A 19,337-nucleotide genomic window follows, 5' to 3' on the forward strand; every position below is an offset into this window, starting at 1 on the left:
TTTCAAATCCTTAACGGCGCTATGAGCAGGTGGCGGTGGCAACCACCACGGCCTGCTTCAGGCTCGCTTCTGGCAGCGCATAAGGGGCGGTACACCGCAATCCTTTGCCGTCGCCCCACTGAATAATCAGCTTCCCGGCAAGCGGCAGGCCGCTGAGGTAAATTTGCCCGTCGTCGCCGACCATGCTGGTTGCCCCGCCGCCCTCTTCACGCACCACCGAGCCAAACGGCACCGGCCTGCCCGCGCGCGTTACGGTGATGATGGCCCGCACGCCGATCCGCGCGTTAAACGCCGCCCGCACCAGCGCGCCTTCGGTTGGCACCACGCTGCTGACGTTGTTGTCGATATCCGTGTGGTTATCCATGGAGTTGGTATCCAGCGCGATGCGGTTGTAGCGGTAGACGGTGGCGTAAGGCATAACGGCATAGCCCCGCCAGTCGGTTTTCACCCCGGTCTGATTTTCCACGCTCACGCCCGACGCGCCCGGCGCCTTAATCAGCACGTTGGTGTCCCCGAGCGGCTGGCTGAAGGTAACGCCGTCGGCATGCCCCACCACCCCACCGGCGGCCTGCCAGTTAAACTCACGCTGATCGCGTTCATAGTTGTAGCCCAGCCCCAGGGTGCCGTAGGTCGCCTGCCAGTTAGCCGTGGCGCTGCCGCTGTAGCCGTTTGAACTGCTGTGGCCCTGGGTCACGCTGTAGCTCAGGTTGCGGTCTTCCAGCAGCGTGCCGCCGACGCCCGCCTGCACGGTGCTCTGCCCGTCGGAATTACGGCTGGTCGCGAAGGTGGCGTAGGCGCGATCGATTGCCCTGTCCCGCGAATAGCCGTTCCCCAGAAACGCGCTGAACGGCACCGACAGGTTGAAGGCCACGATGCGATCGGTGCCCGCAAGGCCAATCGACTTGCTCCACGACGTAGAAACCGAATAGCTGATCCCCTTCCAGCCGCTGGCGTAGCCCGCCTGATACCAGGTGTTGTCGTCGTCCGTGCCCCAGTAGGTCTGCTGGCTGCCGGAGACGTAAAGCGAACCGTAATCCCCCATCGCCTGGGAGATATTCACCTGAAAACGCCCGCGCTTGCTGTAGCGCAGGTTATGGTAGCTCTGGGCGACCGGCACCTTGTTGTGGCTGCCGTCGTCCTCCAGCTCGTACTCGTAGCCCTCAATATTTTTGTAGGCCACTTCATCAAGGGTATAAAACCCTTTCGTTGAGTAGCGATACCCCAGAAGCTGGAAGTTGGTGCCGTAGCCGCTCAGGGATTTGGCGTACAGAAAACGCAGGGACTGGCCCTGATGATCGCTGTCGTCCGCCAGGGTGCTGCGGGCATGGGTAATGTCCATGGAGACGGCCCCCCAGTCGCCGAGGTTTTTGCCCAGGCCGAGCACCGCGGCGGTGTAACGCTCCGCAAGCTGCGTCCCGCCGTAGGCGGTGTAGCCGTTCGGCAGGCCGGCAATCAGCGTTCCCTGGGCGAAAAACGGCGTCTCCTGCTGGCTGTTGCCGCTGCGGAAGTCCCCGGCCACAAGGTCGTACTTGTAGCGCCCTTCGCGCTGCAGCAGCGGAACGGTGGAGTAAGGCACGGAGTAGTTCTGCTGGCTGCCGTCTTTCTCTTCGACGGTGATGTCGAGGTCACCGCTGGAAGAGGTGGGGTTGAGGTCGCTGATTGCAAACGCCCCCGGCGACACGTAGCTCTGATAAATCACATAGCCGTTCTGGCGAACGGTGACTTTGGCGTTGGTGCGCGCAATCCCACGTACCGTTGGCGCGTAGCCCTGAAGGCTGTCGGGATACATACTGTCCGATGAATAGAGGCGCGCGCCGCGAAAGCCAACGCTGTCGAACACGTCGCTGCCGGTATTGCTGTCGCCCATCACCAGCTCGCCCTTGAGCGGGATCACCGTGCGCTGCACGTAGGTGCTGATGTTCTTCCAGGTATTGCTGCGGTAGCCGTCCCCGCTGGTATAGCTCCAGGCACCGCTGTTGCGCAGGCGCCACGCTCCCCAGTTCAGGCCGCTTTGCAGGCTGAGATAATAGCTGTCGTCGTTGCTGCCGCGGTTGCCGGTAAAGGTGTAGTTCACCAGCGCCGCGGGGATCCCCTCGTCCCACTGGTCCGGCGGAATGTAGCCGCGTGCGCTGTTGTTCAGCGACGCCTGCGGCAGGCTGATATCCAGGCGCAGCTTGTTAAAATCAAACGCAACGGTCGCGCCGGGGATCGCTTCCGGCAGCGGTATGCACTCGCCCGCCTTCACGTTCGCTAATGCCGGATAAGCCTGCATATTCAGCCCGAGCCGCTTCAGCCAGTCGCCGTCCAGGCAGGGTGCAAGGCCGCCGTTCGTCGCCTGGTCCGCCGCCTGCTTGTCCGCATCGACAAAATGCAGGTCTTCGGTGGCGATAAACTCGTCGTTGCGCCAGATATCCACGCGGTAGCTGCCGGGCGCCTGCTGGCTGCCTTTTTCAAAGCGCGACAAATCCGCCACGGCGCCATCATCGTCAGACAAAAAGCGGGGGTTAAAATAGCTTTCGGCGTGGCCTGCCCCTGAGCAGAGCGCGGTGAGGATCGCCACCACCAGCGGCGCGAGCGGCTTAGTCATCATTTGCGGAATTCCCTTTTGCGGCCCGCCAGCATCACTGCATCTGGCCTGCTTGCACCGGCGTCACCGCACCGTAATCGTTCACCGTCTGAAAGGTGATCTTTCCCTGCATGCCGGCCGCAACGGCCACCTGCGCCACGCTTTTCGGCGCAACCATCGTGTTGGGCAGCTTATCGTTCCCTATCTTCAGGTTGACCGTGGAAACGTAGTACGGGGAAGGATTGTGGATGCTCAGATGCGCGCCGCTGCGCGTAAAACGCAGCTGCTTCAGCGCGTCTTCCGGCTGCATCGGCAGGTTTTTAGGACGCACGAACAGCTTGATGCGCGACATGATCGCCAGCTGGAGCACGTTGCGGTTCTCCACGCTGTTTTTATCCACCGAAGGGATCGCCTTCACGTTCATCCAGAAAATAGATTCGCGATCCGTCGGCAGCGGCTGCCCGACATAAATAATGCGCAGGGTGTTTTCGCTTTTCGGCTCGCTGACGAACAGCGGCGGCGTCACGATAAAGCTTTTATCTTTTGCGCCGAGATTATTCTCGACCCAGGAGTTCACCAGATATCTTTCCGTTTTGTCGCTGTTGGTAATAGAAAGGGAGGTTTGTTTGGCATCGGCAGGATAGATCACCCGCGTGGCGCCAAGACCAATTCCGCCTGCGGCCTGAACCGTAAACGAAAAAAGTAACCATCCTAATAAGACAGCGCCTGACTTAATTACATTATTCATCACGACAGATACCATAGACTTTTATTAAACGGCGAATCAGGGATAGACCAGCGTAAACCAGACGTCAGAGTGGAGTTTTCCTGGCTTAACGCTTTCTGACACCGAGCGATAACGGGCGGTGAAATGAAAAATCATTTCGCGAGTTTTTATGGCGGCGAAATAGCCCGGTTCCGTATTCGGAATAATAAGCTGCTGCTGGCTGTCAAATAGCGCCAGCCCCACCCCCGAACTTGCGTCGTTACCGCTGGCGCTGGTGGCGGCAAGAAACACCTGCGGATCTTCTGCGGGCGTCACCCCCTGAAAGGCAATGCCAACCAGCTCGGACACCTCGGCGAGGCAGTCGGTAAGACGAATGGCAAACGGCACGCTGACCGGCGCATAGCTGCCGACGGCCGGAAACAAAGAGCTGCGGTATTGCCCCATCTGCACGGTCATTTCCTGACTTTCCGTTGCGACGGTGCAGGCGCCGTTAACCAGCGAGCCCCGCATATGCACCTTGCCGCCATCAATCACCACCACCCGCTTTGCCAGCGCCGGGCTTCCCACAACGGTAAGCAGGAGGAACAGAATTATCCTTTTCATGCGCGCCTTCGATTAACGTGAAAACTGCCTCGTCCGTGAGGCAAGCCTCATCCTTGTAGAGGGTGTTACTCGTATTTCATAACGAAAGTAGCGTCAGCGTTGGCCTGGCCCGCAGTCGCGGTAGCAGCCGTTGCTTTATAACGCGCGGTGAACGGCAGGGTGTTAGCACCGTCGTTCAGCGTCTGGGCGGTAGAGAAAGATGTTCCGTCCGGGGTCAGCACTTTTGAAGTGCGGTCGAGGATCTGGATGCCCACGCCGGAAGCGGTCGTCGCGTTGCCGCCGGAGTTGATCGCCAGCAGCGTCGGGTCAGTCCCGTCAGTCTGGCCGGTGAAGGCAGCAGAAGCGGTTGCGGCAACGGTGCTGTCGCAGTCGGTCAGAACGATAGTGAAAGGCACCTGCGCAGAGGTGTCGCCAACTTTAGAGAAAGCCGCGGTGCGGTACTGGCCCATATGCACGGTTTTATCAGCGGATTCAGTGCTGACGGCACAGGCGGCGTTAACTAATTCGCCTTCGAAGTGAACGCTACCGCCGTTAACGGTAACCGGCGTAGGGTCTTCTGCATGGGCAGCGCCGCTCATCAGTACCAGGCCAGCAACCAGAGAGGAAGCAATTTTGCTGAATTTCATGGATATTCCTTAAATAATAAAAGCACAACGAAATAAAGCATCCCTGAATATTTCGCTTGATTCGTTAACGGCTGTAAAAGCCCCTGCGGCACTTCTCAATCCCTGAGGAGATATTTATCTTCGTCCTGCGGCGATAATTAATAAATTATTTAGCGCACTTCAGATGAGGAGCCTAATTTAATGAAAGCGCCGTATAATTAATACGCGAGGAATCCTTATGTCCTCTAAGCCCAGGCCTAATAAAGCCTAAGAAATAACCCAGTAGATATTTTCCTGAAGGGGCCAGTGCCGCTTTGCGAAGCGCGGAGCTAAAAGTTGTCAAAACGTTAAATTCGTCACATTTATGGTGCTAAACTAGCGCGCTTTATGACAAGCACGCCAGGTGAAGAAATGAGTGAACATATCCAACAGACAGCGAAACCGGAGCCGGTCGTTCGGCCCAACTGGTCCGCCGTCTTTGCCGTGGCGTTTTGCGTAGCCTGCCTGATTACCGTCGAGTTTTTACCCGTCAGCCTGCTGACGCCGATGGCGCAGGACCTGGGGATTTCAGAAGGCGTGGCCGGGCAGTCGGTGACCGTGACGGCGTTTGTCGCCATGTTCGCCAGCCTGTTTGTGACGACCCTTATCGGCAAAACCGACCGCCGCCACGTCGTGCTGCTGTTTTCGGTACTGCTGACCACCTCCTGCCTGATGGTGTCGTTTGCACAAAACTTCACGCTGTTGCTGCTGGGCCGCGCCTGTCTGGGGCTGGCGCTGGGCGGCTTCTGGGCGATGTCCGCCTCGCTGACCATGCGGCTGGTGCCTGCCCGCACGGTGCCAAAAGCGCTGTCGGTGATTTTTGGTGCGGTTTCTATCGCGCTGGTTATCGCCGCGCCGCTGGGGAGCTTCCTGGGTGGGATAATCGGCTGGCGCAACGTCTTTAACGGCGCGGCGCTGATGGGGGTGGGCTGTATTCTGTGGGTCTGGAAGGCGCTGCCGTCCCTGCCGGGAGAAGCGGCGCACCTGAAGCAGAATATGTTTGGCCTGCTGAAACGTCCGGGCGTGCTGGCGGGCATGGCGGCCATCTTCCTGGCCTTCGCCGGGCAGTTCGCCTTCTTCACCTATATTCGCCCGGTCTATATGACGCTGGCCGGCTTCGACGTGGACGGCCTGACGCTGGTGCTGCTGAGCTTCGGCATCGCAAGCTTCGTGGGCACTTCGCTTTCTGCGGTGTTCCTCAGGCGCTCGCTGAAAATGGCGCTGACGCTTTCCCCATTGATACTGGCCCTGAGCGCATTAACGCTGGTGCTGTGGGGAACGGATAAGATTGTCGCCTCCGCCATCGCCATTATCTGGGGCTTTGCGTTTGCCTTAATCCCGGTAGGCTGGTCAACCTGGATCACCCGCTCGCTGGCCGATCAGGCAGAAAAAGCAGGCTCCATCCAGGTCGCCGTTATTCAGCTGGCCAATACCTGCGGCGCAGCCGTCGGCGGCTACGCGCTGGATAACCTCGGCCTGCTCTCCCCGCTGATCCTCTCCGGCAGCCTGATGCTGCTCACGGCGGCCCTGGTCGCGGTTAAGGTGCGGGTAAAGTAGGTTTTATCGAACAATTGTCGGATGACGCTGGCGCTTATCCGACCTGGCTGTTTCGTAGGGGGGATAAGCGCCAGCGTCATCCACCGGGGTTTCATTCACCCCCGCCAGAAAGGCTTATCCCCCAGTATTGTTGCACGATGCATAATCCGCCGGGCGGGCAGGTAATCTGCGTTGGCGTAATGCTGGGTGACGCGGTTGTCCCAGATGGCAATGTCGTTTTCCTGCCAGCGCCAGCGGACCTGGAACTCCGGTTTGGTGACGTGGGCGAACAGGAACGCCAGCAGCGCGTCGCTCTCTTTCTGCGTCAGATCGACAATCCGCGTGGTAAACCCTTCGTTCACAAACAGCGCCTGCCTGCCGCTCACCGGGTGGGTGCGCACAACCGGGTGATTGAGCGGTGGGTTTTTAATCACGGCCTCGCGCCAGCGCTGGTGCTCTGCTTCGCTGCCGGTATGTTTATATTCCGGGAATGACTTCCTGAAATCGTGCTCCGCCTCCAGCCCGGACAGCAGGCGCTTGAACGGTTCGGAGAGCGCCTCGTAAGCCGCGATGCCGCTGGTCCACAGCGTATCGCCTCCCGTTTCCGGCAGCGTTTTCGCCGCCAGAATCGCCCCGGCAGGCGGCGTCTCAATGAACGTGACGTCGGTGTGCCAGTTGTCGTTATCCGGCGGATTATCGTCGTGGGTATCCAGCACGATTATCTCCTCCACGCCCTCCGCGTGCGGATAAACCGGGTGGATGTGCAAATCCCCGAAGCGCATCGCCAGCGCCCGCTGCTGCTGCGGCGTAATCGCCTGGTCGCGGAAGAACAGCACCTGATGGCGGATCAGCGCGTGATAGAGCTGCTCGAACTGGTTATCGCTCAGGCTGCGCGTTAAATCCACCCCGCTCACCAGCCCGCCGATGTACGGCCCCAGCGGCACAATATTCACTTTTTCACTCATTGCCCTTCTCCATGCCATGGGGTTAACCGACGCTGCAGCGCGCGTAAACCCAGCTCTAAACAAAATGCGATAACGGCAATCACGCCGATGCCCGCAAGCACCACGTCCGTTGCCAGGAATTCACCGGCGGACTGCACCATAAAGCCCAGGCCACGGGTTGCCGCGATAAGCTCCGCCGCGACCAGCGTTGACCAGCCCACGCCCAGCCCGATGCGGAACCCGGTAAGAATTTCCGGCAGCGCGCCGGGTAAAATTACATGCCAGACAACCTGCGAACGCGTTGCGCCCAGCGCCCGCGCCGCCCGAATGCGAACCTGCGAGGCGCTTCGCACGCCAGCCATCGTCGACATGGCGACAGGGGCAAAGATCGCCAGATAAATCAGCAGGATTTTCGAGGTTTCGCCGATGCCAAACCAGATCACCATCAGCGGCAGATAGGCCAGCGGCGGCACCGGGCGATACAGTTCGATCAGCGGGTCGAGAATGCCGCGCACGGTCGGGCTAAGCCCCATCGCAATCCCGACGGGAATACCGATCAGCACGGCGGCAGCGAGCGCGGTCAGAATACGCAGCAGGCTGGCGGCCAGATGCTGCCACAGCGTGGCGTCCATAAAGCCCTGCGGCCCGGCGATGCTAATCAGCTTGCTCAGCACCTGCCCCGGCGGCGGCAGAAACAGCGGGCTGACCCACTGTTCGGCGGCAACCCACCACCACAGCAGCACGATGGCGGTGAGCGTGGTCAGGCTTAGCGTAACGTGGCGCGAGAAGGGCCAGCGCCAGGCCAGGCGGCGGCGCTGCGTTTTATCCGTGATGACGATGCTCATAGAAAGCCCTCGCGCTGTTCAAACACACGGCTAAGCACGTATTCGCGCTTAGCGATAAATTCCGGGTCGGACTTGATGCTGCGGCAAGGTTCGCCCGCGGCAAAGCGGCGGCCAAAATCAAGCGGCAGGCGCTCCAGCACGCGTCCAGGCCCCGGCGACAGCAGCACCAGCTCGGTGGCGAGGAACACGGCCTCTTCGATATCGTGGGTGATAAGCAGAACCTGACGGCGGCTCTCGTGCCACAGCTTCAGCAGCAGGGTCTGCATCTGTTCGCGGGTGAACGCGTCCAGCGCGCCAAAAGGCTCATCCAGCAGCAGAAGCTGCGGTTTTGTTGCCAGCGCGCGGGCGATACCCACCCGCTGCCGCTGCCCGCCGGAAAGCTGCCAGATGGCGCGCTTCGCCTTATCTTCCAGGCCAACCTTGCGCAGCATGTCGAGGGCGATTTCATCCCGCTGCTCTTTCGGCTGCCCGGCAAGCTGTAGCCCAAAGGCCACGTTATCCAGCACCGTCCGCCACGGCAGCAGCCCTTCATTCTGAAAGACCACGCCGCGCTCGGCGCCCGGCCCGGTTACCTGCCTGCCCTGTAGGGTGATGCTGCCGGTATCGTAAGGAACAAAGCCGGCAATCAGGTTCAGCAGCGTTGTTTTGCCGCAGCCGGACGGGCCGAGCACCACCAGCAGTTCGCCTTCATCCACCGTCAGATTAATGTCGTTAAGGACGGTTTTGCCGCCGTAATCCGCGCTAAGCCCTGATACCTGCAACATAACTCCCCCTTACTGCGCCAGCGGTTTCACAAAGCGATCGGTGACGAACTGGCTGTAGTCCGTTGCCACCGCCGGGACTTTGCCCTGCGCCTTCAGGAACTGCGCGGTGTCCACTATCGCCTTGTTGACCGGGCCGGTAAGCTGCTCGGTTTGCTGGCTCGCGGTGAGGTAGGTATTGCCCTTCACCAGGCCCGGCACGTCGCTTTCCGGTACGCCGCTCAGGCGGGAAAGTTTACTGAGGTTATCCGGCTGCTTAAGCCATGCGTCCGGGTTATCGATGTAGCCCTTCTGGGCCGCGAGCGCGCTTTTGGCAAAGGCTGCCACCACTTCAGGATGCTGCTGGGCGAAGTCTTTACGAACCACCCAGACGTCAAGCGTAGGCGCGCCCCACTTGCCGACCTGCGCGGAGTCCGTCAGCACCTTGCCGTCTTTTTCCAGCTCGTTAACGGCAGGCGCCCAGACGTAAGCGCCGTCGATATCGCCGCGCTGCCAGGCGGCAATAATTGCCGGGGGCTGTAAATTAAGGATTTGCACCTGGCCCGGCTTGATACCCCAGTGTTTGAGGGCGGCCAGCAGGCTGTAATGGGTGGTCGAGATAAACGGCACGGCGATGCGCTTGCCGATCAGATCCTGCGGGCCGGAGATGCCTTTCTTCACCACCAGCGCTTCGGAATTACCGAGCTGGGACGCCAGCAGGAACACCTCAATCGGCACCTTCTGGCTGGCGGCCACGGCGAGCGGGCTGGAGCCGATATTGCCAATCTGCACGTCGCCGGAGGCCAGGGCACGCACCACGGAAGCGCCGCTGTCGAACTTGCGCCATTCGACCTTCGCGCCGCTGTCTTTGGCAAAGGCGTTATCGGCCTGCGCAACTTTGGCGGGTTCGGCAGAAGTCTGATAAGCCACGGTGACGTCCACCGCGAACGCCGGGGCGGCGATAAGGGCCAGCGCTGCCAGCCAAAAAGTACGTTTCGTTCCTGCCATGATCTCTGCTCCGCTCAAAGGTGAGATCGCAGTATTCCTGGCAAGCGTCCGGACATAAAAGAATTAAAAATTATCGCTAATGCTTTTATGTCCTTAGATGAAATTCGGGGAAGGATAGTCGGGAGATGGGAATAAGCTCTAGCCTTTCGTTAAACGTCCACACTGTTCCATCATGCCATTAAATATTGATTCTGCGGCTTGTTGAGGAAAGGGTGACGCTATTGCGTTCGCTACCCTGTCGATAACTTTTGGCGTAGCGGTAATGACCTCATCAATTATTTGATTTACTTCCTCGTGGCTCAAACCGGTTAATTCGCCCTGTTTTATCCAGTGCCTGCGCTGAATCTTATGAATAAGGTAATAGTTGCCGCTGCCACGGACAGCCATCGCTAGCTTACATTTTTGCCAGGATACCTGATTGTTACCCCGGCCGATTACCGGCCACGCGGACAAAATATCGTAGAGCGGCGTCAGGTGATAACGATTTTGCGGAAGGTGGGCAAGGCTGAAATTCTTTGCATGTCCGTCAGTTGCGGCCAGTATCCAGAATACGATCTGAGCTTTGAAGAAATCGTACCGATCTTTAGAAGCATGTTCGGATCGGCTCAATATCGTCATTACGTCGGTAATTCCAGGGCCACCATCCGCCTGGTATTTACGTAACGGAGAAACGCCCATAGCCTGACATATATCTTCCTGAGGAAGCCGAACCCACCATTTACCGTCTGAGGACAAACGACGATCGAATCGCTCAACGATGAGCGCTTTTTGGTCTTCAAATCGAGCAATTTCAGTTTTGGCTACGGATAATCCGTACTCTGCGACGATAAGAGAACACAGCCATTCATTCTCGATAGAAGTACTCATGTCAGCCCGCATATTGCCCACTAAACCCATCGGCAATTTAAAAATATGCGTTGTTGGTGTATTTCCCGCAGGCAAACACCACTGAGCGTTGTGCCACAATAACGCTGTTTTTTCCTGCGCCCCTGCTATTGATAAGCGCAGGTCAGCGTCTTCAGCACTTTCGCCTGAAAACGCTACTGCTCCTGTATTGCGCAGCATGGCTGCTATTTCAGCTTCGCAGAGCGGGCGCTGATGAATTGAAAAAACATTCTGCGGCCATTCACCTTCTTTAAGTAACTGAATGGCTCCGGCACAATCCCGACCTGCCTCGGTTAGCAGGTCGAATGGTTCAGTACTTTTGGCCTGATAACGTATTGCCAGACGTCGGCGAATCCCTTCGCTGTCAGGCAGTAAGTTATCAAAATAGTTGCGGACGACTTCGCCTCGATGAGATTCATTCCCCGGAAGAAAGGGTAAAGAAAGTGACAGTGCTCTTCCCTGCTCATCCGCAGCCCACGCGGGAAGATACGTTAACCACTCTTCGCCTTTCTGCCTTTCCCAGAAGCCAACCTGGATGCCGTTCATCCAGATAGCTAAACGATGCTGTATCCGCCGCATAGCCTTACCACTCCTCTCGCCGGGCAGGTGAGTCTGAGTAATCCTGCCGCTCTTCCTTCGCGAAGCCAGCCGAACCCGACTCATCAACAAGTACCATTTCAATGCCTAAGACGTTAAAGACCCGAAACAATCTTTCGATGCTGGACGCAGAGGGATTAGCTTCAAGTCGAGCATAGGTCTGCTGCGTGACGCCAAGTTTTTCCGACACTTCTTTTTGCGTCATGCCTCTGGCTTTGCGGAATCCCACCAGCAGCGGGCGCAATTGATTTAGAGTTTTAACTGGAAAGTTTGGGTTCATTAGCGGCTCGTATAAAGTCTTCACATACACATTATAGGCTGTATTTCGAGTTTACAGCTTATAGACTGTGATCGCTAAAAACAACTCAGAAGCTGTAAAAACAGAAAACAGCCCGCAGGCTGTTTTCTATGCAATTATATAATCCTTCGCCAGTATAAAATTTTACGAAGAAATACCTGCATCAACTCAAATCAACATTCTTGCTACCGAAGAACCAGGTGAGCACGAAGCCCGCGAAGTAAGAAATCAGAATTCCCGCAACGTAGACCGCCATACCCGCGAATATGCCCTGGCCCGAGGTCATCAGCGGGATGGAGACCAGCCCGGACGGGCCGAACACGGTGTTCAGGCCTACCGGCAGGCCCAGCCAGGCGACCAGGCCGATAAAGAAGCCGCCCACGCCGCCGCCGATGCAGGCGGTGATAAACGGTTTCAGGCGCGGCAGCGTGACGCCGTAGATCAGCGGTTCGCCAATGCCCAGCAGGCCAGGGAAAATCGCTCCTTTGATCTGCGTGCGCAGCGTGGAGCCTTTTGGCGAGCGGGCGAACAGCGCGAGCGCGGCCCCCACCTGCCCTGCTCCGGCCATTGCCAGAATCGGGAACAGGGAGTTAAAGCCCTGCACGTCCATCAGCGCGAAGTAGACCGGGACAAAGCCCTGGTGGATGCCGAACACCACGGCTATCAGGAACAGCCCGGCCAGCAGCGCGGTACCGAACGGGTTGCCGTTCAGATGCAGGAACAGCCAGGACATGCCCTTAAACAGCTCCCCGCCTATCGGCATAATCGCCACGAAGGTGATTGCACCGGTGATCAGCAGCGTGATGGTCGAAGTAAGGATCATGTCCAGATTATCCGGGATCGCCCGCCGCACCTGGCGTTCAATCCACGCGCCCAGAATACAGGCGAGCAGCACGCCGATAATATTGCCGCGCGGGTCGATGGCCATGCCGAAGAAGTTATCCATCCCCGCGTAGTAGCCCACCGTCCCTTCCGGCACGTAGCGCAGGATAAACAGCGAGGCGATAATCGCGCCGTTCACCCCCGTGCCGCCAAAGGCTTTCTGGGTGTTGTAGCCGATCAGGATGCTCAGGAAGGTAAACAGGCCGATGCTGAACACCTTCATGTAGGCAATCATCTGCGTCAGCCAGGCGGCGGTCGTCACGCCGTCCACCACCAGCGTTTGTTGCAGCAGCGTGGCGATGCCCAGCAGCAGGCCCGCGGCGATAAACCCTGGAATGAGCGGCGTAAAGATGGTGGCAAACTTCGTCAAAAAGTTATGCACCGCGCTGTTCTGCTTCGCCTTCATCTGCTGCTTGTTCTGGCGCGCCGTCGCCTGAAGATCGGCGTTCTCTTCCCCTGACGGCCGGGTGCCGTCGGCCAGCTTCGCGGTCATCATCTCGCTGGCGGTTTGCGCCTTGCCAGGGCCTAGAATGATTTGCAGCTGGTCGTCGCCGTTGACCACGCCCATCACGCCGGGGATCTTCTTCAGCTCGTCCATCCGGATAAGCTGACGATCCTTAAGCGTTAAGCGCAGGCGAGTCATGCAGTTGCCGCAGATCAGAATATTTTCGCCGCCGCCCGTCAGGCGCAGGATCTCGTCAATCATCGGGCCGGTGATTTTTGCCATGTTATGTTGTGATCCCCTGCAACGCTTTACGGATGAAGCCCTGATGTTTGGCTAACAGCGCCCCCGCATCGGTAGCCGACAGGCCGCTCAGCATCATCAGAATGGCGGTTTTACAGTGGCGGCTGCATTCGCCGAGCGCCTTCTGGGCCTCTTCCGGCGTGCAGTCGGTCGCTTCCACCACGATGTTGACCTGCCGCTGGAGGAGCTTGGCGTTGGTCGCCTCCACGTCCACCATCAGGTTGCCGTAAACCTTGCCGCTGCGGATCATCGCCCCGGTGGTGATCATGTTCAGGATCAGCTTCTGCGCCGTGCCCGCCTTCATGCGCGAGGAGCCGGTCACCACTTCCGCACCAACAACCGGCTCGATGGCGATATCTGCCGCCTGGCTCATTTCGCTGCCGGGGTTACAGGAGATGGCCGCAACGGTTGCGCCAGCGCTTTTTGCATAGGCCATCGCCCCCAGCACGTACGGCGTGCGCCCGCTGGCGGCGATCCCGACCAGCACATCCCGATCGTTAAAATTAAGATCCCGCAGATCCTGCTCGCCCATTTCTCGGCTGTCTTCGGCGTTTTCTACCGCCTGTAAAATAGCGGGATGCCCGCCCGCAATCAGCCCAACCACCTGCTCGCGCGGCGTGCCGTAAGTTGGCGGGCACTCGCTCGCATCCAGAATCCCCAGACGCCCGGACGTACCCGCGCCGCAGTAAATCAGCCTGCCGCCACGGCCGAACGCCTCAACAACCTTATCAACCACCTGCGCGATCTGCGGCAGCGTTGCCTCCACGGCAACCGGCACCAGCTTGTCCTGCTGGTTGATGACGGCGAGCATGTCGAGAGTTGGCAGGGTGTCGATTTCTGCGCTTGCCGGGTTGCGGCTTTCGGTAACCAGTTTGTTTAAGTTGATCTTCATGGGTAGAACGTCCGTTGGGTTGCGATGAGCAGCATGATAAGGAATAAATTATTCAATTACAGTGATGTTTATCACGCAGGCCCGGCAGTTTGAAAGTATTAGATTGAGTTTTTCGCCTCAAGATAATTGCAACCATCTAATAAACAATAATTTTATTTAATGGAATTTTTTATTACATCAGATGCGACGAAAAGAGCCGCGTGATGAATTCGTAGGTCGGGAAAGCGCAGCGTCTCCCGACACCACGGGCGTATGCGGTGGATGGCGCCGACGCTTATCCCCCCTACAAAACCAGATTACAGAGAATGAAAAACGGGCCCGAAGGCCCGTTGGGTGAAGTGATTAATGTTCCAGCTCAAGCTCAAGCGCGCTGGTTGCCTGGCGGCAGTACTGCTTATAGCGCTCGCAAAACCAGATTTTTTGCTCGGCGCTCATATTGCCGGTGACGGCCTGGATATCGACGGGCTGCCCTAATGCCTGCATGCGGGCAAAGCTGCGGGCCAGAAAGTCGAAGTTTTTTACTGCCTGTAGGTTCGTTTGATTCATCGCATATCCCTCCGGTGATTTATTTTCTTTTCAGGTCATATGCTTTACTGACTTCAGTATTAGCCTGACCCGAATTGTTTTTTGAGGGATTGATGCGGGTTTTGCCATAAACAGAACAGCGATCTCTCAGGCTTTGAGCAACCTCACAAAAACAAAGGTTACACGCCGCCTGAGGCTTCAGCTATCAGGGGCGCGTCAGGCTCACCGGAGCAGGCGCTGCTACCTCCACGGCTGGCGTATCGAAGATTTTTCGGCATACCTTGCTGTTGCCCCAGCACTCTTCATACGGATAGCCGATCAGCTCTTCCATCACCGCGCGAACGTCCGGTTCGATATCGGCTATCTGTCCGCCCGCCTTGATTCTGGCGACTTCGCCCAGCACCACCAGGTGCGTTTTGCGGTTCAGCTTCATCTGCGCGCTGAACACCATCGCCATTAACGCCAGCGCCACCACGCCCACGCAGAACACCACGGCAATGGCGGTGACCGCGCTTTCCGGCTGGGTGTGGGATTTGGACTGGAAGCCGTAGAAGCTGAGGATGGCCCCCATCACGAAGACGATAACCGAGCGCATCAGCTTGCCGGAGAAGGTCATCGCCCCCGCGTAAATTCCCTCGCGGCGGCGGCCCGTAAAGGCCTCGTCAATATCCGCCAGGAAGGTATAAACCGTCCACGGGATGTAATACACGCCGCCGGTGCCGATGCCGAACACCACCGTAATGGTCAGCATCGCCGCCGTGGCGTACTGCTGCGGCAGATGCAGGAAGTGCAGCAGGCTGTAGCAGATCACCGTGAACACCACGATCCCCAGCGCCAGGATATACGGCTTGCTGAAGCCGTGCTTCACGCAGATGCCGATAAAGATCGCCGTGGAGCAAAGCTGCAGGATCGAGTTCAGGCTGCTCAGCCCCGCCACCATCGCCGGGTCGTACTGCAGCACGAAGATAATGAAATAGGTAAAGATCGACGCGAACAGCCACTCCGCCCCGAAGCCGCACAGGTACATGCCCAGATGCTTGCGGAACACACGCAGGTGGAAGGTCGATTTCATGTCGCGCAGCAGCGTTAGCATAGTTTTGCCGAGCGTCATTTTCTTCTCGTCCACAGGCGTCGTCTCTTCCACCGGTCGCTCCCATGAAGAGAGGTAAAGCATGCCTATCGCCACGAACAGGATCGCGCCGTAGGTGAGCGCCGTATAGAAGAAGGGCTGCGCGGAGTCTTTGCCATAAAGAAGAATGAACTGGCCGGGAATGATCGCGGCGAGGAAGTTGGCGATTTTACCGAAGATCGCCTTATAGCCGGTGAGCTTTGAGCGCGCCGAGAAGTCGGTGGTCATTTCCGTGGCGAGGGTTTCGTACGGCACCATCACCGACGTGTAAATCAGCTCGAACAGCACGTAGGTGGAAAGGTAGTACCAGAAGCCGAAGCCCTCGACCCACAGCAGCGGGTAAACCAGCATCAGCGGGATGCCGAGCAGGATAAAGAAGCGGCGGCGGCCAAAGCGTTTACCGAGGCGGGTTTTGCCAAAGTTATCCGACAGGTAGCCCATCAGCGGATTGCTGATGGCGTCGATGATGCTGGCGACGGAGAAGATGGCCGACGCCTCCAGCAGCGTCAGGCCGCAGAAGGTCGTGTAAAAATAGAGCAGCCAGATACCGGCGATGGCTAACGCGCCGCTCCCCAGCAGGTTGCCCCCGCCGTAGGCCAGCTGATGCCTGAATAAAATGGGTTTTTCCGCTGTCATCGTTACCCCTGAGATAAATTAAACCGTTGTTTTATTTTTGTAGACCCTGCGTTTTATAGGATGCAATGGCCGGCATTGTTGTGAATTTGCTCACAGTTAAACCAGCTGGCGATGGTTTTTCATCCGTTTTTGCAACGCGGGTAACAGATTAATCGCCGGGAGAAGGACGAGATTATTTTTTGGTGGTAGCGTGTTTTTATATAAATGAAATGACATTTCAGTTAACGAATGACGGAGGGGCAATGGCAAAGGGTTCTGAGATCCAGTTTAACTTCCATAGCGTGAAAGATGCGCGGACCGGCGTGATGGTTACACGCCTGACGCCAGCGGACGTGCTGTGCCACCGCAACTACTTCTACCAGAAATGCTTCACCCGCGACGGCAGCCGCCTGCTGTTTGCCGGGGAGTTCGACGGCAGCCGCAACTATTACCTGCTGGATTTAACCACCCAAAAGGCGGTGCAGCTGACGGAGGGGCCGGGTGATAACACCTTTGGCGGCTTCCTCTCGCCGGACGACCGGCATCTTTACTACGTTAAAAACGAACGCAGCCTCCAGCGCGTTTCGCTGGCGGATTTCAGCGAACGGACGGTTTACCGGGTCCCCGAAGAGTGGGTCGGCTACGGCACCTGGGTAGCCAACAGCGAATGCACCAGCCTGGTCGGCATCGAGATCGCCCGCGAAGACTGGACGCCGCTCTCGGACTGGAAAATCTTCCAGGAGTTCTATCACCGCAGGCCGCACTGCCGCCTGCTGCGCGTTGACCTGCACAGCGGCAAATCCCGCGTTATTCATGAAGAGAACGGCTGGCTTGGCCACCCGATTTATCGCCCGTTCGACGACGGCACCGTCGCCTTCTGCCACGAAGGCCCGCACGACCTGGTTGACGCCCGCATGTGGCTGGTGAACGAAGACGGCAGCAACGTGCGCAAGGTGAAAGAGCACGCGGAAGGAGAAAGCTGCACGCACGAATTCTGGGTGCCGGACGGCTCGGCGCTGATTTACGTCTCGTACCAGAAAGGCCGCAGCGACCGCTGCATCCGCCGCTTCGACCCGCAGACGGGCGAAGACAGCGCGATGATGATCATGCCCAACTGCTCGCACCTGATGAGCAACGAAGACGGCACGCTGCTGGTCGGCGACGGCTCCGGCACGCCGGTAGACGTCAAGGACACCGCCAGCCACACCATCGAAAACGATCCGTGGCTCTACATCTTCGACGCGAAGACCAGCAAATACACCCCGCTGGCCGCGCACAACAGCTCGTGGAAAGTACTGGACGGCGACCGCCAGGTCACGCACCCGCATCCGTCCTTCACACCGGACAACCTCCACGTGTTATTCACGTCGGACTTCGAGGGGCTTCCTGCGTTATATCTGGCTGAGGTTTCGGAAGAGGTGCTTGGATCTTTAAATTCTTAGTTCGTAGCTACCGTCTTGAACGTCAAGCGGTAGCTGCATAATTTTCATCCCATGGCAGGCGTGTTTTCAGCACCCCGAAGCACATGTGCACCAGCTTGTGCATTACTGCACCCAGCGCCGCCTTCTTCGCCTTTCCTCTCGCTATCAGCCTTTCGTATATCTCTTTCGCCGGTTTATTCCACCGGCTGGCGCTCATTGCCGCTACATACAGCTTCGCTCTTATCCCCGACGGCCCTGTATTCGACATATGAGGACGCCCACGCACCGAGCTTCCCGACGTTTTCTCCACCGGTGTGATGCCCAGATACGCCGCCACCTGCGAGGCACTTCTGAACGCACCGTCTTTCAGGATAGCCAGCATTTCCCGGCCAACCTGATCCTTCACACCCTTGATCGATTTCAGCAGCTCAAGATCTGCTTTCAGCCCCGGATCGTTGTCCGTGTGGTCTGTAATGAGCTTTTCTGTTCGCTCCAGCTCATCGCTCAACCAGCTGTGAGTACGCTGGAGCGAGGTGATAACTTCCCGCGGTGTGGCCGTGGAGTGGGCTTTTTCCAGCCGGTTTGCTGTCCGCTGAACGTCTTCTTTCAGCGCATCGCGCTGACGCAGGAGTGCTCTAAGCTTGCGAACTTCAGGCGATGGCGGCACCCAGACATCCGGATGTTTCAGCTCGCCGTAACAGGCCAGAACGAAGGCATCAGCCCTGTCATTTTTAGTGAGGATATCCATCCCGCAGGCAAATTCGCGCACGCGGTGAGGATTGGCCATGCAGACCTTAACACCGGCATCATGAAGACCGTATGCCAGATTCTCGTGATAGATACCGGTCGCTTCCAGTACCACGGTGACGCTGTCGGACGGGTACTTCGGGGCATCGAGCCAGTCCGTGACCCTCTGGGCTACGCCGGGTTTATTGGTGAGAACTTTGTGCTTTTTCTTGCCGTTTACACCAGCAGCAAGCAGACAGATATCGATTTTATTTTTACTGACATCAATACCGAGAGTGAACATATTTTGCCTCCTTTCACCTGAGCCAACACGTCATTCCAGCCTTGTACATACGAAGTCAGAGCTTATGGTTACCGTTCGGATTTTGAGTGACGTGAAAGGTGAAACGGAGGGCTTAAGCTACGAAGAAAGATCGGCGTCTTCAGGGCGGATACAAGCTTCCTCCGTTTCGTGTAACCGGTAGCTAACCAGCTACCGGTCCAAGGTACAAGGGCGAATAAGCACAGCGCCATCCGCCGGTAAATCCCAGACGGTGGAAGACGCTATCGCTTTTCCACCCTACCAGCGGGGTTAGGATTCAGTTCGTAGTTGCCGTCTTTATAAAGATGAGTGATCTTCTCGTAATTCAGCGCAACCTCTTCCATGTGGCCCGTTCTCGGCTACAGCACGGTGTTCCCCTACTACACCCGTCCGTAGTATGCGCTGCCGGGTGCGCGCCATGAGAGAACGCAACGACCTCACCCAACACACGCTGAATGCTAGTTAACATAATGGTCCATCATTTGTGCACTGGCTGCCGTTGGTAGAGTTTTTGCCCCCCTCGCAGATGCTGCCGCTGGGAACTGAAGGCCGCTCACAGGCTTTTCTTGAACAGGCGCGCGATGTCATCACCTATGCCCTACAGGATGCGTTTGACGAGCAGGAACGCGCCCCCTGGGTAGTGCAGTTTTTTTGCCAGGATGAGGACGACAGCGAGGCATGGCTGGC

The 19,337-nt window shown here is 57.8% G+C and carries 18 protein-coding genes; 3 read left to right on the plus strand and 15 right to left on the minus strand.

The genetic code is table 11. The features are described 5' to 3' along the window. Window positions 1–19 precede the first annotated feature (19 nt). From AAE045_RS20090 to fimA, 4 genes are all read right to left on the minus strand, one after another. The gene (locus AAE045_RS20090; protein WP_455549233.1) at window positions 20–2,587 is read right to left on the minus strand and encodes a fimbrial biogenesis usher protein; all 2,568 of its coding nucleotides are present in this window, start codon (window positions 2,585–2,587) and stop codon (window positions 20–22) included. Between the two features lie 34 nt (window positions 2,588–2,621). Continuing rightward, window positions 2,622–3,314, minus strand: a complete 693-nt coding sequence (fimC, locus tag AAE045_RS20095; RefSeq protein WP_455549218.1) for a type 1 fimbria chaperone FimC — start codon at window positions 3,312–3,314, stop codon at window positions 2,622–2,624. 36 nt (window positions 3,315–3,350) lie between these two features. Then, a complete protein-coding gene (gene fimI / locus AAE045_RS20100) occupies window positions 3,351–3,896 on the minus strand; it encodes a type 1 fimbrial protein subunit FimI (protein WP_455549219.1) in 546 nt (181 codons plus the stop codon). Window positions 3,897–3,961: 65 nt separating this feature from the next. Then, window positions 3,962–4,522, minus strand: coding sequence for a fimbrial protein (gene fimA / locus AAE045_RS20105; RefSeq protein ID WP_455426777.1), 561 nt, complete (start codon window positions 4,520–4,522; stop codon window positions 3,962–3,964). Between the two features lie 390 nt (window positions 4,523–4,912). Between fimA and nepI the strand changes: the two genes are divergently transcribed. Further along, window positions 4,913–6,097 (plus strand): purine ribonucleoside efflux pump NepI, encoded by a 1,185-nt coding sequence (nepI, locus tag AAE045_RS20110; RefSeq protein ID WP_455549220.1) that lies wholly within the window; start codon window positions 4,913–4,915, stop codon window positions 6,095–6,097. Between the two features lie 95 nt (window positions 6,098–6,192). Here nepI and tauD read toward each other — a convergent pair whose 3' ends face one another. The 10 genes from tauD to AAE045_RS20160 form a co-directional block, all read right to left on the minus strand. Beyond that, complete coding sequence (gene tauD / locus AAE045_RS20115) at window positions 6,193–7,041, minus strand: taurine dioxygenase (protein ID WP_455549221.1); 849 nt, start codon at window positions 7,039–7,041, stop codon at window positions 6,193–6,195. After that, on the minus strand, window positions 7,038–7,865 hold the full coding sequence (tauC, locus tag AAE045_RS20120; RefSeq protein WP_271127973.1) for a taurine ABC transporter permease TauC: 828 nt from the start codon (window positions 7,863–7,865) through the stop codon (window positions 7,038–7,040). Before tauC ends, tauD begins: the two co-directional genes overlap by 4 nt. Next, complete coding sequence (gene tauB, locus AAE045_RS20125) at window positions 7,862–8,629, minus strand: taurine ABC transporter ATP-binding subunit (protein ID WP_271127974.1); 768 nt, start codon at window positions 8,627–8,629, stop codon at window positions 7,862–7,864. Before tauB ends, tauC begins: the two co-directional genes overlap by 4 nt. A 9-nt stretch (window positions 8,630–8,638) precedes the next feature. Further along, entirely contained in the window at window positions 8,639–9,613 is a 975-nt protein-coding gene (gene tauA, locus AAE045_RS20130) for a taurine ABC transporter substrate-binding protein (RefSeq protein WP_202301453.1), read from the minus strand. Between the two features lie 138 nt (window positions 9,614–9,751). Further along, on the minus strand, window positions 9,752–11,077 hold the full coding sequence (locus AAE045_RS20135; protein ID WP_455549222.1) for a type II toxin-antitoxin system HipA family toxin: 1,326 nt from the start codon (window positions 11,075–11,077) through the stop codon (window positions 9,752–9,754). A 4-nt stretch (window positions 11,078–11,081) separates the two neighbouring features. Beyond that, window positions 11,082–11,375, minus strand: coding sequence for a helix-turn-helix domain-containing protein (locus tag AAE045_RS20140; RefSeq protein WP_202301455.1), 294 nt, complete (start codon window positions 11,373–11,375; stop codon window positions 11,082–11,084). A gap of 181 nt (window positions 11,376–11,556) precedes the next feature. Further along, window positions 11,557–13,002: a PTS N-acetylmuramic acid transporter subunit IIBC gene (gene murP / locus AAE045_RS20145; protein ID WP_455549223.1), complete on the minus strand. Its 1,446-nt coding sequence runs from the start codon at window positions 13,000–13,002 to the stop codon at window positions 11,557–11,559. A 1-nt stretch (window position 13,003) separates the two neighbouring features. After that, entirely contained in the window at window positions 13,004–13,912 is a 909-nt protein-coding gene (gene murQ / locus AAE045_RS20150) for an N-acetylmuramic acid 6-phosphate etherase (protein ID WP_455549224.1), read from the minus strand. A gap of 342 nt (window positions 13,913–14,254) precedes the next feature. Further along, window positions 14,255–14,458, minus strand: coding sequence for a cell surface composition regulator GlgS (gene glgS, locus AAE045_RS20155; RefSeq protein WP_455549225.1), 204 nt, complete (start codon window positions 14,456–14,458; stop codon window positions 14,255–14,257). 184 nt (window positions 14,459–14,642) lie between these two features. Next, a complete protein-coding gene (locus AAE045_RS20160; RefSeq protein WP_455549226.1) occupies window positions 14,643–16,202 on the minus strand; it encodes an MFS transporter in 1,560 nt (519 codons plus the stop codon). Between the two features lie 242 nt (window positions 16,203–16,444). Between AAE045_RS20160 and AAE045_RS20165 the strand changes: the two genes are divergently transcribed. Further along, complete coding sequence (locus AAE045_RS20165; RefSeq protein WP_455549227.1) at window positions 16,445–17,623, plus strand: oligogalacturonate lyase family protein; 1,179 nt, start codon at window positions 16,445–16,447, stop codon at window positions 17,621–17,623. A 22-nt stretch (window positions 17,624–17,645) separates the two neighbouring features. Here the strand turns inward: AAE045_RS20165 and AAE045_RS20170 are convergent, their stop codons facing one another. Next, window positions 17,646–18,632 carry an IS110 family RNA-guided transposase gene (locus AAE045_RS20170; RefSeq protein ID WP_455549228.1) on the minus strand — a complete coding sequence of 329 codons (987 nt, stop codon included), beginning with the start codon at window positions 18,630–18,632 and terminating at the stop codon, window positions 17,646–17,648. A 502-nt stretch (window positions 18,633–19,134) separates the two neighbouring features. On the opposite strand from AAE045_RS20170, the gene AAE045_RS20175 reads away from it, so the two are divergent. Beyond that, window positions 19,135–19,337 (plus strand): hypothetical protein (locus AAE045_RS20175; protein ID WP_455549229.1); only part of this gene is annotated, 203 nt, incomplete at its 3' end.

It is taken from the genome of Dryocola clanedunensis (assembly GCF_038405435.1).
GTDB classification, from domain to species: Bacteria; Pseudomonadota; Gammaproteobacteria; order Enterobacterales; family Enterobacteriaceae; genus Dryocola; species Dryocola clanedunensis_A.

Excerpts from the sequence above, each read along its gene's own strand:
- AAE045_RS20170 (WP_455549228.1), bottom strand. The coding sequence starts at position 18,632 with ATGTTCACTCTCGGTATTGATGTCAGTAAAAATAAAATCGATATCTGT.
- tauC (WP_271127973.1), bottom strand. The coding sequence starts at position 7,865 with ATGAGCATCGTCATCACGGATAAAACGCAGCGCCGCCGCCTGGCCTGG.
- tauD (WP_455549221.1), bottom strand. The coding sequence starts at position 7,041 with ATGAGTGAAAAAGTGAATATTGTGCCGCTGGGGCCGTACATCGGCGGG.
- fimC (WP_455549218.1), bottom strand. The coding sequence starts at position 3,314 with ATGAATAATGTAATTAAGTCAGGCGCTGTCTTATTAGGATGGTTACTT.
- AAE045_RS20090 (WP_455549233.1), bottom strand. The coding sequence starts at position 2,587 with ATGACTAAGCCGCTCGCGCCGCTGGTGGTGGCGATCCTCACCGCGCTC.
- murQ (WP_455549224.1), bottom strand. The coding sequence starts at position 13,912 with ATGAAGATCAACTTAAACAAACTGGTTACCGAAAGCCGCAACCCGGCA.
- AAE045_RS20160 (WP_455549226.1), bottom strand. The coding sequence starts at position 16,202 with ATGACAGCGGAAAAACCCATTTTATTCAGGCATCAGCTGGCCTACGGC.
- AAE045_RS20140 (WP_202301455.1), bottom strand. The coding sequence starts at position 11,375 with ATGAACCCAAACTTTCCAGTTAAAACTCTAAATCAATTGCGCCCGCTG.
- tauA (WP_202301453.1), bottom strand. The coding sequence starts at position 9,613 with ATGGCAGGAACGAAACGTACTTTTTGGCTGGCAGCGCTGGCCCTTATC.
- murP (WP_455549223.1), bottom strand. The coding sequence starts at position 13,002 with ATGGCAAAAATCACCGGCCCGATGATTGACGAGATCCTGCGCCTGACG.
- fimI (WP_455549219.1), bottom strand. The coding sequence starts at position 3,896 with ATGAAAAGGATAATTCTGTTCCTCCTGCTTACCGTTGTGGGAAGCCCG.
- AAE045_RS20135 (WP_455549222.1), bottom strand. The coding sequence starts at position 11,077 with ATGCGGCGGATACAGCATCGTTTAGCTATCTGGATGAACGGCATCCAG.
- fimA (WP_455426777.1), bottom strand. The coding sequence starts at position 4,522 with ATGAAATTCAGCAAAATTGCTTCCTCTCTGGTTGCTGGCCTGGTACTG.
- glgS (WP_455549225.1), bottom strand. The coding sequence starts at position 14,458 with ATGAATCAAACGAACCTACAGGCAGTAAAAAACTTCGACTTTCTGGCC.
- AAE045_RS20165 (WP_455549227.1), top strand. The coding sequence starts at position 16,445 with ATGGCAAAGGGTTCTGAGATCCAGTTTAACTTCCATAGCGTGAAAGAT.
- nepI (WP_455549220.1), top strand. The coding sequence starts at position 4,913 with ATGAGTGAACATATCCAACAGACAGCGAAACCGGAGCCGGTCGTTCGG.
- tauB (WP_271127974.1), bottom strand. The coding sequence starts at position 8,629 with ATGTTGCAGGTATCAGGGCTTAGCGCGGATTACGGCGGCAAAACCGTC.